General features: G+C 48.2%; 13 protein-coding genes and 1 pseudogene. 4 read left to right on the forward strand and 10 right to left on the reverse strand.

The genetic code is table 11. The annotated features are described in order from the left end of the window. Positions 1-4: 4 nt before the first annotated feature. A complete protein-coding gene (locus tag EBB_RS17935; protein WP_192395138.1) occupies positions 5-3,202 on the forward strand; it encodes a conjugal transfer protein TraG N-terminal domain-containing protein in 3,198 nt (1,065 codons plus the stop codon). Between the two features lie 8 nt (positions 3,203-3,210). Here the strand turns inward: EBB_RS17935 and EBB_RS17940 are convergent, their stop codons facing one another. The 10 genes and pseudogenes from EBB_RS17940 to EBB_RS17980 form a co-directional block, all read right to left on the reverse strand. Next, a complete protein-coding gene (locus EBB_RS17940) occupies positions 3,211-3,486 on the reverse strand; it encodes a hypothetical protein (protein WP_192395139.1) in 276 nt (91 codons plus the stop codon). 538 nt (positions 3,487-4,024) lie between these two features. Continuing rightward, complete coding sequence (locus tag EBB_RS17945) at positions 4,025-5,173, reverse strand: Fic family protein (protein ID WP_192395140.1); 1,149 nt, start codon at positions 5,171-5,173, stop codon at positions 4,025-4,027. 731 nt (positions 5,174-5,904) lie between these two features. Further along, positions 5,905-6,126: a nucleotidyl transferase AbiEii/AbiGii toxin family protein gene (locus tag EBB_RS26340; protein ID WP_192395141.1), complete on the reverse strand. Its 222-nt coding sequence runs from the start codon at positions 6,124-6,126 to the stop codon at positions 5,905-5,907. Then, positions 6,123-6,620, reverse strand: coding sequence for a nucleotidyl transferase AbiEii/AbiGii toxin family protein (locus tag EBB_RS26345; protein WP_229427604.1), 498 nt, complete (start codon positions 6,618-6,620; stop codon positions 6,123-6,125). Before EBB_RS26345 ends, EBB_RS26340 begins: the two co-directional genes overlap by 4 nt. Positions 6,621-6,969: 349 nt before the next feature. Next, a pseudogene (locus EBB_RS26750) lies at positions 6,970-7,065 on the reverse strand (type IV toxin-antitoxin system AbiEi family antitoxin domain-containing protein); the annotation flags it as partial. 145 nt (positions 7,066-7,210) lie between these two features. After that, positions 7,211-7,762, reverse strand: a complete 552-nt coding sequence (locus EBB_RS17965) for a FlhC family transcriptional regulator (protein WP_192395143.1) — start codon at positions 7,760-7,762, stop codon at positions 7,211-7,213. After that, entirely contained in the window at positions 7,759-8,067 is a 309-nt protein-coding gene (locus EBB_RS17970; protein WP_192395144.1) for a flagellar transcriptional regulator FlhD, read from the reverse strand. Before EBB_RS17970 ends, EBB_RS17965 begins: the two co-directional genes overlap by 4 nt. 11 nt (positions 8,068-8,078) lie before the next feature. Beyond that, positions 8,079-8,327, reverse strand: a complete 249-nt coding sequence (locus tag EBB_RS26020) for a transglycosylase SLT domain-containing protein (protein WP_306790038.1) — start codon at positions 8,325-8,327, stop codon at positions 8,079-8,081. A 12-nt stretch (positions 8,328-8,339) separates the two neighbouring features. Then, entirely contained in the window at positions 8,340-8,735 is a 396-nt protein-coding gene (locus EBB_RS26025) for a hypothetical protein (protein WP_225587587.1), read from the reverse strand. 137 nt (positions 8,736-8,872) lie between these two features. Next, positions 8,873-9,661, reverse strand: a complete 789-nt coding sequence (locus EBB_RS17980) for a TIGR00266 family protein (protein ID WP_192395145.1) — start codon at positions 9,659-9,661, stop codon at positions 8,873-8,875. A gap of 692 nt (positions 9,662-10,353) precedes the next feature. Between EBB_RS17980 and EBB_RS17985 the strand changes: the two genes are divergently transcribed. The 3 genes from EBB_RS17985 to EBB_RS17995 all read left to right on the forward strand — a co-directional run bounded on the left by EBB_RS17985 (position 10,354) and on the right by EBB_RS17995 (position 12,655). Continuing rightward, complete coding sequence (locus EBB_RS17985) at positions 10,354-11,247, forward strand: EamA family transporter (RefSeq protein WP_192395146.1); 894 nt, start codon at positions 10,354-10,356, stop codon at positions 11,245-11,247. Positions 11,248-11,632: 385 nt separating this feature from the next. Further along, on the forward strand, positions 11,633-11,794 hold the full coding sequence (locus EBB_RS17990; RefSeq protein WP_192395147.1) for a hypothetical protein: 162 nt from the start codon (positions 11,633-11,635) through the stop codon (positions 11,792-11,794). A gap of 336 nt (positions 11,795-12,130) precedes the next feature. Then, positions 12,131-12,655, forward strand: coding sequence for a hypothetical protein (locus EBB_RS17995; protein WP_192395148.1), 525 nt, complete (start codon positions 12,131-12,133; stop codon positions 12,653-12,655). Positions 12,656-13,783 lie beyond the last annotated feature (1,128 nt).

Genomic DNA, 13,783 nt, shown 5'->3' on the forward strand with positions numbered 1-13,783 from the left:
GCCCATGTTTGAAATCTTCTCCGTGGGCGATTCCGCCTATCTACAAGCAGTATTGAATGCAGTCGCCATGATCGCCGGTACTGGTGATTACCGCACGGCAGCGGCTATTGGTGGGATCATCGGTGTGATTATTATCATGCTGCGCGCCTTGATTCAGTTCGATGGTCGCGGCATTCGCTATCAAGATCTGTTCATCGCCTATGTGCTGTGGTTGATGCTGTATGCGCCGTCGGTGCGAGTCAGTATCGAAGATGCCTATACCGGCAGTGTAGTGGTGGTCGATAACGTACCCATGGGGCCGGCCGTGGTTGGGAGTGTGATGTCGAATATGGGCTATCGCACCACCCGATTGTTCGAACAAGCCTTTGGTACACCGACCATGACCGGCAATGGCTTTGCCGATAGCTTGCAGACTTTAACGGCGGTGCGCAAAAACCTGTTATCGCGGATTCATTTAGGTGCAGCCAATGCGCCGGTCGCCGGTAGCGACATGGAAGCTTCGTTTGCTAATTACGTCAAGGAATGTACCTTGACCGGCGTGGATTTACATCTGAAATCGGTCGATGCGATTTTGCGCGATGCCGATCCGCTCAATGCCATTCGCTTTGACTCGGACATTTACATGACCGAGATTTATATCGGTGGTCAGCCGCAAACCCAAACCTGTACCGATGCCTGGACCAATCTGGGCAATCTTGCCAACGGCGCCTTTAGCACGGCCCTGGAAACCCAGTTACAACAAATTCTGGGGGTGCCGGCTGCCGCAGACACCCTGGCAAAAATCCAGGATGCGTTTGATGCGCTGGCGGGACCGGGTGTGGTGGATGCCAGTCAGTACATGTTGATGTCGGCGATCATGCCGATGTTTGAGCAAGGCGTGGTGGGGCGGCATGAAGACGGTCTGCACTGGACCAAGGCCTCGATGATCGAACAAGCTATTCAGCAGCGCAATACTCAATGGGCGGCAGAACAGACCTTGTTTTCGAAAATCGTCCGGCCGATGATGGCGTTCATCGAAGGCCTGAGTTATGCCATCGCCCCGTTCATGGCCTTTGTGGTGTTGTTTGGCAGTGTCGGTATTCGCATGAATATTGGCTATTTCTCGATGCTGTTGTGGATCCAGTTATGGATGCCGATTCTGGCGGTGATCAACTTATTTCTCCAAATGTCGGCGGCCGGCAAAATGGCGGCACTGACCTCAGCCAATTACAATCTGCCATCGATGATGGGCATTTACCAGCTGGATATGGAGTTGCAGCAGTGGCTATCCATCGGCGGCATGTTGGCGGCATCGACACCGGCCATTACGTTGATGTTGATTTATCGGGGGGCAGTCACCGCCACGCATTTTCTGGGGCGGATGGACGGCGGTGATTATGCCAACGAACGCATTGCCACCCCGGATGTCATCAGTCCGGCACCAATTTTAAATGCCCAGCCGCAGCATCAGTACAGTCCGCTCTCGGCTGTGACCCAGACCGGCAGTGACAAAGTGCTACCCACGTTCTCTGCCGGCAAGGATATGAGTGCGGCCGTTTCATCGGCGTATAGCGCGTCAGAGCAAGCGACCAGCAGTTTCATGAACAGCTTGTCGTCCACTGCCTCAAAATCCAGCAGCATTACCCATGATGCCTTTGATAGTCGCTCACTGGGCCAACAGATCGCCAGCAGTTCCAGTCATACCGATGCTTATAACCGGCAGTTCGGTGAAGCCTTTGCCAAGAAACATGCGGATACCCGTATTTCGGCAGACAGTTTTTCCGCACTGGTCGCCGGCAGTGCTAATGCCGGCGCCAAACTGGGTAACGATCAATTAAGTGCAGCAATTTCCGGACGCTTGCAGAACGATTTCAAAGTGGGGCAGGATAAGTCAGATGCCATTGCCGCCGATATTAGCCAAACCGTTAATGATGCGCAGGGTTATCAGGTTGGTCTGGCCAAAAACTTGGCGATGGATGCGCAGGACGGTACCCGGAATGTGGCTTCAATGGGTTTACAAAGTCAATCACTTTCCTCTTTGCAACGCAGCGCAACGGATGTGGTTTCGGCTAATGAAACCTACCAACAAACGGCATCGGCACAACAACGGTTTGGGAGTCAGGCCAGCTTTGGTGCGGCGGAAACCGGTTACAAGATCGCTAATGACAACTCCCTGATGGAACGCCTCGATCACACCCTGGATCAGTATGGGTTGCGCGGTGATACCCAGCGACTGGCCTCGCAGTGGAAAGCTGCCGGTTGGATCAGTAACAGTGAACAGGCTTATGCCGCTGCGGGCATGTCATTGTTAACCGGGTTTTCGTCGCCCAGCTATCGCACCCTCGACAATCAGCAATCCCGGCAAGCCGAAGTCGCCGGCTACCAATTATTGGGCGATGCCTTCAACGGGCCGCAAGCGGATCAAAGTCATAGCCCCGTTAGAAACGAATCGTTGCAGAATCGGGTGCCACACATCGGAAGCGTTCAGTCGAATGTCGAGCAAGTTAACCTGGTTGATCCGCGAACTGAAGTCACTGGTCTCGGTCATCGTGCGCAGCAACAAATCAATCGTACCGGTAACAAGGTCGGTTCTGGTCAGCGGGCCATCGAGGCGAATCATGATCAGAACCTTCAAGGTCTAGACCAAACCTCCAAAACCGGGTTTGCCGAGTTGGCCAAAATCAAAGCGGAGCATTTTAAAGCGGCCATTGCTGCTGCGGCCAACGATACGCCTTCGGCGGCTGAAGCGTCTTATAACTATTTGGGGGGAAGTCTTTACAACACGGCTAAAAACATTGAAGCAGGTGGTTCGGCCAGTAGCCAATACATCAAACAATTCAATGAAGGCTATGAACAGGCTCGTTCTCAGGGCTCTGATGTCTGGGAGTCGGTCAAATTTGCAGCTTCTCAGTCATATCCAGGGTTTATGGAGGCTACCCAAACTTGGGCAGATCAACGAGTCAATGCAGTGGCTGACAGACTAACACCCAATCAACAAGCCTATTATCGTGCAGCCCTGTTTGAAGCATTCGCGGGCATTGATGTCGGTGGTACGCAGCTAGGCCTACTCGATAAGCTTAAGCAGGAGATGATTGACGAGGACGGGACTGTCGAAGGGAACAATATCGCCAAATTGCTTTTGGGTGCGGCGGGCCAGAATCGAATGGATTTAGTCAATCAAATCGGTAACTACAATCGGGCCCTGGGTCGAGTCAATTATTAGTGGGAAGATCATCGGAAGCAAATTAGTCCCACAACCAGTCCGCGAAGCACAATAATGAAGAAAAATCCGCCTATGTAGCTCGTCAATTCACTGTAATTGATCGCGATCAACATACCGATCGTAATTAGTGTTAACCAATAGTATTTACTTTCATGGGATAGCTTGGATGCTAATTGTTCAATGCCCTGAAAAAGTAATTCCGCGAGGAATGTGACGCCAAATATTACGGCACCATAGAAGGCTGCGAGGCCAATTTGGTCGGACACGATGTTTAAATCACTCATGACAAATAGTAACAGGCTGCAAACAGCCATGAGCAATAGCTGGCCCAAAACCGCTAGTGACGGCTTTGAGGTATGAAATCGATTTATGAATCGTCCAAGCCCGCTTTGGAATTTTGTGAAAGTAGCACCACAAAAAGGGCAAATCGATTTCAGTGGCTGTCCATAGTAAATGACGACCCTCGGTACCATTGCTCGGCTACATTCATGGCAATGTACAGTAGCGTGATGTCCGATAAACATTGATTGGACGGATTGGGGTTGCTGAAAAGTGGTGCTGACTTTAAATCGGTTTGACAGAGAAGATGACATCCATAGCTCCCGAATATCTTGGTGCGAGTATCGTACGGCGGTATTGGTCAATTGCCAAGTCATAGTATTGAAATTATTGGATTTTTACACGTTTAAGTTCATAAGTTTCACCATAAGTCTGAGTCAGAATGACAGGCCATTAATTTTGCCTGTATGCGCGAAAAGCGGCTTGCTTCATATGCAATTTGTCAGAAACGAATTTAGATTTCTGACACTCGATTTATGTCCATCAGCTCGCCAACAAATCGATATAAGATTGATAACTGTAACTGCGGTTTTTTTTAAGCCCGGTAAATTCCACTACGATACCCAGCTCTTCCAAAACCTTGACCGCCGCCGTAGCGGTTGGAAAGGTCGTGTTCAGTTTCTGGCGCACCTGTTCGATACTGAATCGAGGCATCATCGGCAGTAATTCAAACAAACGATAACTGGCCGGGCCGACTTTCGCCGCACCCAGCAGGCGCCGCCGATCCGCCGCGACCAAGCTGGCAATCGCCACAATGCTACGTTCAGCATCGGTCGCTGCCATCGCCACCGCTTCCAAAAAGAATGACACCCAGCCTTCCCAGTCACCCTCGCTACGGATGGCCGACAAACAGCGGTAGTACTCGCTCTGGTGTTGTTTCAAATAGCCGCTAAGATAGAGCAAGGGTTCGGGTAATAAGCCCCAATGCTCCATCAACGCTGCAATCAACAAGCGACCAATTCGGCCGTTGCCATCCAAAAATGGGTGGATGGTTTCAAATTGGGCATGAACCAGGGCAATTTTCACCAATGGCGGCAAGCCCTCAGACGACGTTGAGTGAATGAAACGTTCCACATCGGCCAACAAATCCGCGACCCGTTCCGGCGGTGGCGGTACAAACGCCGCATTGCCGGGCCGGGTACCACCAATCCAGTTCTGCGAACGGCGCAACTCGCCGGGTTGTTTACCCGTGCCTCTCGCCCCATCCAGCAGAAGTTGGTGAGCATTGCACAATAAACGGACGCTGATCGGCAAGCCATCGGCAGCGCGCAGGTTATCCTGCACCAGACGGAAGGCGCGTAGATAGTTGGTCACTTCCTCCACATCGTCTGTGTTGCTGATGGCAAAGCCAGCTTCGTCATCGAACAAGTCCGTTAACGTGGCTTGAGTGCCCTCGATTTGCGAGGTCAGTAACGCCTCTTTTCGGATCGCGCTATACAACAACCAATCCACCGAAGGTACAAGGCCGGATACCCCCGATAACCTTGCCAAGGCCAACTCAGCGTTATGATTGAGCGCGGCTAAGCTTTCGACAGCTAAAGCGGGATTGCTCGGCGGCAAGGAATGCGGGACAAACGCTCGCACCGGCTCACCCAAAGTTGTAGAAATGATGTAATCGCCAGTGCTGCGCATGATATGTAAATTCTCTTTAATTGATCCCAAACATATTAAAGCATTCTTTAATTTAATGCATGGCTTTCAAAGAATACTTGAATACGCGAAGTTTGCTCCACTGGGCTATCAAACACCACGAAAGTCTTATATCGGTGAAGGGTTGCGCCATGACGAGGCATGTTACTTGGGCTGCGTTTCGTCGTAATTTATCGAAGCCCTAAAACGGCTTGGTGGGACAGACAATCGTGCCGTTGAGTTCTACAAGGACATCGTTGGCAATTATTGCTAGGGAAGCGGGCCAGCGGGCATGGTCATTCGAGCTTTATCCTGGCCCGAACCCTAGGTTGCGCTGGCTACATTGCAGCGGCTTCGAGCAAAATTACCCGAATCTGAATGGGAAGCCTTGCGTGGCGTGCGAGCGTTATTACAGAGTTGGATGGCACGAGTCGTTAGTGAAGAGATAAAGGTGCATGGCTGTGTCTTGGTTTTTACTCAGTGGTGCAGACCAAGTTGAAGCACTCGAAATACGGTGGGATTGAATGAATTCGAAAAATACCAACTACTGCCATCTTTTCCAGCATGCCAAGTCCGATCGAGACGGCCATCCGTAGAGATTGTTGCCAACACAGGCAAAAGAAATTCACGCAAATTGCTGATCACTTTCTCCAGTGACAGCCGGGTTAATGCATTTTTTCTTAGAAAACCCCGCCATTGTTTTTCTTTCTGAGAATCGGTGAAGAACTCGTCACTTAAGCCGGCACTCGCTGGGGAATAGCCATTCGCCGTTGTTCGAAGGTTACTGCAACAGCGCTCGCCAGTAAGGCACCTTCGAAATCAGAGTGTTTTGCCAACACCCAGAGATCGAAAAAATCCTTCATCCGGCTATTTAATACACCCAGTGATGTTAATGCTTCCAGCTTTTCAGCAACGACCGTGTAACGAGGATAGGCACGTATTTTTGGCGTGCTCATGTCAGGCAAAATGACCGGGTAAAAGACATCCTCAGGACCGGCACGACCGAGTCATCGAAACCAACTTCCATCAGTACCCGGCAACGAGCGCTATCGAGCGGGCCAATCAGCGTCACTCGAACGCCTGCATAATTTGCTTCTTTCCGGATTTCGGCAGCCTTGACGGAATCGGGCTGAAACGCAATGCCGTCCTCAACATCAATCTGGCAGATGTCCTGAAATATTTTTTCCAGATGAGGAATTTCTGCAGAACCAAAACCCAAAAAATTGGCATCGTGATTGGCGCGGTGCGGTACATCGAACCACAAGTCGAACAGCAGTGCACCTTTAAGCAGAAATTGGTCTCGCTGTTCTGAGACACTCAGACGGTAGAGCAGGCGTTCCAATGCGTAGCGGGTCAGCAACAGTTTGTAATCCAGCATTTCTGCCCGAGCCTTGTTGAACAGACGATCCCGAATCGATGCCCCTATGTTTCGAATGCTCATGCCAGGCATCGCGTAGTGCCTCAAGGGCGACATCAAGCCCGATTTTGTTGCGGTACTTGAAGCATTTGGCGACGGTCTTTGCGACGCCGGTGATGCGGATGGTTACGCCATCCACGATGTGCTCTTCAGCACCTTCAGTCAGCGCGGCGCCCGAGAAGCGGACTATGCGTAGCGGCGGGTATTCAAGCATTGGGGCGATGGCTTTATTTTCGATGGCCAGCCATACTTCGAAAGGCGCTTGTGTTGTTAGTCCATGAAAACGTAGCGCAGATAGCAGACAGATAATGCCCTTGGGCACCCTGAGCGCCACTTCCGCCAGCGATCCGTGAGCTGAAATCTCACGCCCCGGCAATCCGTACAGTCCTCGTCCGACGCGTTCAAGTTGTCCGCGACGAACAGCCCGGGTCAAGGATACGCGAGGTATTTCCAATGGCATGAGATCACACGGGCGGATTAGTCCGCGCTATCGCGCTAGTTCGATTAGTCTGTCAGCATTAGTATCCATGGTGATTATGGCGTTGCATAATCTAGGTAAATGTCAATAAATACCGTTGTATAGCAACTAGTTAATTTGTCATGATCGATGCCATTAGAAACCATCAATTAGGTCGGCCCTTACGAACACCTCCGTTTTTCATGGCGCAAATCTGGCAAATCGGTGGGTAATTGGTGCAGTAAATAATGAAATAATTCCTGCGGCAACCTGAGCAGTATTGCAAATCCGCTGAGCCAGCTTTCATGGCGTGAGTAATCACCCAAGCTTCATCAAAATTAGCAGGCCTTATCCGGCCGTAAGGTCGACGTTCACGAATATGGCCTGGAAACATATTGCAAAAATAGTCCCAAGCAAAAACGATGGCGTTTATATCCATATTGGTTTTGATGTCTACGCGACTGGCACTGCGATAAATCGAAGCAAACAAAGCCATGTATAGGAACGACTCCCGTGTTTGTGCGATGGCTTCAACGCTGGGAATGACACCCGAAATAGGCCGCTCTTTATGGATGGAATAATAGATATAGCGAAGGTCTTTAGGTCGCAGGATTTTGATGATTTGCCTAACGATGGACGTTCGTAATTTTCGCTTTAACAGTTCATATGCCAGGTTGTGTTCTTTCAACCCTGATTGATAAGCGCTCAACTGGCTCATGACTTGCTGTTGGGACAGGGTAAAAACATCAATAACTCACTAGCACGACTTTCTGCTGAACCATCATCAGCATTTACGCTTTGTAGGAACTCTTCCCATTGGTTTGGGTTAAAGCGGGGAGCAAATTTCAAGTAGTCGCTACGGGCAAGTTGCTTGAATTGCTTGATTGACATACTTCTGATATGTGTAGTGGCTTCAGGCGTCAGCCCCAAACAGAACAAGGCTTTTTGCTCATTGCCGGATAAGATTAGCTCTTTTGCCGTGATCAGATAATCCAGATTCAGGTTGTAAAGATTATCATCCATCCCGTTAAACCTTAGATCAAGGCCCTAATTTGGTTGGCAACCGCAATAACGCGTTGTCCGTATTGGACAGCGGCTTGTGCATTTTGCCAACTGTGATAACGGCCTATCCCTAACTCCAGATTGTTTGGGGATGACTGAATAGCCTCAGCCAATACATTCGCACCGATTTCAAGGTTGGTGATGGGGTTAAGCAGTTGTTCTGGTTTTGCGACCTTGTGACCATGCCAGTAAAGATTGACTTGCATCATGCCAACGTCAATATTCCGATTACCTTAGGCAATAGTTTTAGCGAGGATGTGTTGAGCTTCTTGCAGTGACGCGGAAATGATCGACTTACCCGATTTGTTGATAGACCAGGGGGAGGGCGTTATCTTGACGTGGTCAGCACTATTAGCGGACTCAACCAGTGCAACGGCATATAAAATGTATGGATCAAGCTGATGCTTAATTGCGACTTGTTCCCACAGCGTGTTTCGTAATTTAGTGTTGGAAACTCTGGTATGTCGGAGGTTGATATTAGCATGGGTAGCGTCATCGGCCATGGATTCAATGGGGTGGCTGATGAGGCAAAGTCCTCCGATCACGCCAATCCAAAACTGCTTTACAGGCGACAGGGTTGAAGCGCCAAGTAACTTAAATTCTTGAATTTTCCAATGAATATTTTGCATCGCAAACTCACTTTCTGGTTTTGAAGAGAGTGTACGAAGTTTCTAAAAATTCTATATGTTGGAAAAACGTCTGTATTAGGCGTTTTTCGCCGATCTTGTGAGTGCAAGAAATCTGAAATTTATTTAGATGGTAGCAATCAATTATCTCCAAAAAGATCACCTAACCCGCCTAGAATTGAGCCTTCATCTTTTGTTGAACCCGAACCGGAGGAAGAGGCCTGTAACACTCGGTTAGCCAGTCGTGAGAATGGCAGACTTTGCAAATAAACAGTACCGTGTCCTCTCAAGGTAGCGAGGAAAAGCCCTTCTCCGCCAAACACCATGGACTTTAGGCTGCCGGTGCGTTCGATGTCATACTCAATACCTTTGGTGAATGCTGCCAGGCAACCGGTGTCCACACGAAGCGTTTCGCCTTTCAGCTCTTTTTTGATCACTGTCCCGCCGACATGGATAAAGGCTTTACCATCACCTCGCAGGCGTTGCAGGATAAAGCCTTCGCCGCCAAAAAAGCCGGCTCCCAGCTTGCGCTGAAATGCAATTTCGATCGACGTACCCAGGGCAGCGCACAGGAATGCGTCCTTCTGACAAATCAGTTCTTCGCCGAGTTGAGCCATCTCCAGGGGTATGATCTTCCCGGGATAAGGTGCGGCAAAGGCGACCCTTTTTTTACCCTGGCTCTGGTTGGTGAAATGGGTTAGGAAAATCGATTCGCCCGTGAGGACACGTTTGCCAACATGCAGCAGTGAATCAAACAAGCCACCAATCGGCTTGGAGCCATCGCCCATTTTGGCCTCAAAGCTAATGCCGTCGTCCATGTAGTTCATGGCGCCAGCCTCGGCTATCACGGTTTCACCGGGGTCCAGTTCGATCTCGACGATCTGCGTGTCATCGCCGAACAGTTCGTAGTCTACTTCATGGCATCGCATGATTTATGCTCCCTCAGTTAAATTTAATGACCACTGTAGCTCGCAGATTATAGTATGGCTTATACCAAGACAAATTCCATTTGTGTGTCCTTTACGTGAATCAACATTATATCCGTCTCGATGAATCAAGCACTCGACAGCTATCCTGACTGCGCTATAAAAAATTGACTGCTATTGCTATTTTTTTCACGCCAGATGGTCGGGGTATTCGCACACCAGCTATTTCTATAGCTGCGCGTTGAATGACGACAATCCTATCCTCACGGTCGAATTGAGTTGTCATTCTTTTTGCACATCAGCTTCAACGAGTTTCCCGAACACCAGAGCTTGGTAGCGAAATTTCGTATTTCTAGCGGTATTTCGTAACAAAGTAAGTTCAGGCAAGAGAAACCGCATTGCTGTTTCAACTCAGATCAGATACATATAAAGAAGTAATAACAATTAGATAGATAGCAATTGACCTAGTTATATAAAGGTTGGCACACGCTTTGATATGTAGGGATATGCACCATCAGTCTTCGACCTCAGTGCATACAGCGTCCTTTATTCAATTAGCGGTGTCGGCCGAAATTCCATGAATATAAACCTATCAAAAATGAGCCAGTCTCTAACCCAGAGTTGCCCGTCACAGATTTTGCACAGCAGCTACTTTCCATTTTATTTTACGAACTTCGAGATTAGGTGCTAAACCCATGTGGCTCTTCTACGCATTTCTTGGCCCGCCTTTTTGGGCGTTAGTTCATATCCTGGATAGTCATTGTGTTGGCAATGTGTTTTATCGCCCTTGGATGGGGGTCATCACGAGCTCACTTGCTACGATGTTCATTCTATTGTTAGGGCTTTGTATTCTGCCTTTAGTTGAATGGCAATTTCCAGATTGGCACTATATCGCACTGGCCTTACTGGCTGGCGGGCTGATCCAGTTGGGACAAGGGTTTTATTTTCAGGCACTAGAAAAAACCGAAGCAGGCATCGTTGCAGCGTATGGTAATTTCACACCCACACTGATGCCGTTGGCCAGCTATTATTTGATGGGCGATGTCTTACAGCCGTGTTATTACCTTGCAATAGGCGTGTTGGTGTTAGCGTCTATTTGTTTTTGCCTAATAGATGTTTCTCGACAGGGCAATGGACATTCAATTGTGTTGATGTTGATGGCATCCACGGCTCAGATATCAGCCATACTGATCGAAAAATTCGTATTTTCACATATCACTTTTTTCATGGGGTTCGTGACTATCATTTTTGGTGTAGCGTTAAGCGGTGTGTTGCCGCTTGTGGTGGTGCCAAGTGTCCGCAAGGCATTTAGGTGTAACCTACCTAAAATCAAACCCTTGGCACCGCTTATTCTAGGTATCGAAATCGCCAATGTAATCGCTCTATACTTTAGCCAACGTGCAGTCGATTTAGGTTCACCTAGTTTGGCGGCGGCTATGGAAACTACTGTTCCGGGTTATACCTTTGTGCTGGGTATCCTGATGTTTTCCCTAAAACACCGGTACGGTAATGAAGCAGCATGCTATAGACTGCGTACCAAACTCGTTCTGGTTGGCATTATGACTGCGGGTATTATGCAAATAGTTTAATGGGGCAAGCCGTGCTTTAGGTTTAATAACCCCTAAATGGTCGCCGTCAATGACAAGAGTGCAATCAGTTACAACAGGCTTTGTTTGCCTATACACAGGCTAACTTTTATGACCGTGTCTGAAAATTTCTCTTAAGGCGGAGAAATTCTTACTATCATCTGTGATGAATCAATCCGCTTTCCCTCATAGGCAGCTGGTCATGTAAGGCCTGTTCTTAGGGCATCGAAGATTGTAACTAGCGACGCAAAGCAGCATTGCCAGATTGCAGACTTGTTCAGCGAATCATTAAACGCACCCGTGTTAAAAAAGTCACATAAAACATCGCGGCTATTTGTTTAAATGGAGTCTAACATTTAGATTGTTCCATTTAAACAGGGGAAACACCATGACTGCGCCAGTAGAATTCGCATTAGCCCTTAGCAACTCTTTCCCGTCCGGTACGGGAAGTTTTAACTACAACGGTTCGTTCAAAATCGTGGTGCAAAACCTCGCATACGACAAACATGTCTCGATCTGGGCTCAGTTACCGATCGCGAATACGCGGTAGTCAAAGCGAGTTGTCCTGGAGGATGGCATCACGGAGGCTATTGTGCGATGACTGTGAGACAAGTAGTTGGGAGCGATGCTGACAATCGGCAGTTCCCTTATCCCGTCATCGAATCAAATCCAATGAGACTACTTTATGACGTGGCGCCAGCATAACCAATTTCAGGGGTCAGGTCTTATAATCAAGCATCGCCATGTTAGCCTGGGCTATGGTTGAAAAGGCTGGTTCCTTGAAGCTTTTCTAAGAATTGATCGGGTTGACAATCATAAAATTATTGAGACCAGATAAGTTTACATGGTAGAACCATCTAATGAATCTAACAATTGCTGAGGCGATATGAACAGTTATTCCGGGATAGCCAAAAAACCTGAGCGCACGAATTATTTCAATGGTCAATTATTAACACTAGCGGACCTCGAAAGAGATCAGCAATATTTGCGTGATCGACTTCGCCGCCACAACAGACTCGCACACGGTTGGGGCGTAATACACGGGCTACACGTTGGAATTGAAGGCGGCGATATTTTAGTGGCACCCGGTTTTGCGATCGACTGCGAGGGCAATGAACTTGAAGTAGTCGAGCAACAACGAATAGCCATCGGTACCTTGGCCACATCGTTTTATGTAGGCATCAAATTTCTGGAAATACCTTCCACGCCCGTACAAGGGCCTAACGGGTTGGTCAACGCAACTATTATCGAAACAGCCGAAATCGAGCTTTCAACGGAAAATGCATGTTTGGGCCATAAGAAACTTGGGCCCGGAACGCCTGGTTGTGGGCAAAGCCACGCTGTCGTTTTGGCAAACGTGAAACCTCGTCAAGGGGATTGGCAAATCAAGCAAGCTAAAAATAGTGCCTGACCTAATGGATAGGTGCGGTAATTTCCCCTAAACTGCCTAATACTGTTCCAAAATAATTCGCCACAGTCCAACCCAAAATCCGCAACGGGCTTTTTCGAACTTCGGCGTTTGGTCGGTTCAGTCACCAAAAATTTCTTAGGATTGTTCAGCTCAGCGGCTAGCTCGGCATTGACCGACTGAAAAGTTTCCGGATAGGATCGGCTGGAGATCGACCAAGTTAGGTGAACTGAAAAACTGTTTGCGGTTCTTCGACTTACTGGTTCGAATTGGGGGACACTCTGTTACAGTGTCTAATCTTCAACCGACGCTGGAAACTAGCCAATTGAGAGACAAAAATCCTCTACCATGAGAAACGATATCAACGCCCACACATGTGTTTATTGGTTATGGCAATGCTATTCTTGTTACCTGACTGGCTCATCCAATTAGTGGTTTTACTCATCAAATCAATTTCATAAAGATAGTTTGGGCTTAATTTGCTAACCTCGTGAGCCGATTTAAAAGAGCTTTGCTTTCTGTCTATGCTTAACATGTAAACTCCCCGTGTATACAGTTGATTGGTGTTAACCGGCAATGTTAATTGCGGATTAGATATCTCAGCTACAGCAAGGAAAATGCCATGCCTGCAATACATTGATTGCAAAGTCAGTACGGACTTTAGATTCAGGGCTTTGGCGCAAGAAACTGACATTTGCGTCAGTAAACTGTCAATTCTCGACGGAATGATTGTTTTCAGACTGCCATTTTACTCAGGCTGTCATCGCTGATGAAGGAGTTAGATGCTTTGTGTGATGTTGGCGATCAACAAACAAAAAAGCGATACGGGAATTCACTCAATGAGGTCTTTTTGTCACATTGATGTCATAGGGCATTTGTAAGCTAAAGCTTCAAAAAATGAAAATATGAGTCAGGAAAATGAGTGAACTTTTCTACAAGAAACCGACAGAGCTTTTGGAGATTGAACGGGTGATAAACGATTTGACGGAGGATCGAACCCATCCGCTAAATAATAACAGACATCCCTACCATCGAGATTGTGTTCAGGCATTTAACGATTTGATGGCATATGCTGACAGTATTCGCCAACACACCGGATTTCTTACCAGAACATTCTGAGAACACCCGCCG

This window comes from Methylomonas fluvii (assembly GCF_014850975.1).
GTDB classification, from domain to species: domain Bacteria; phylum Pseudomonadota; class Gammaproteobacteria; order Methylococcales; family Methylomonadaceae; genus Methylomonas; species Methylomonas fluvii.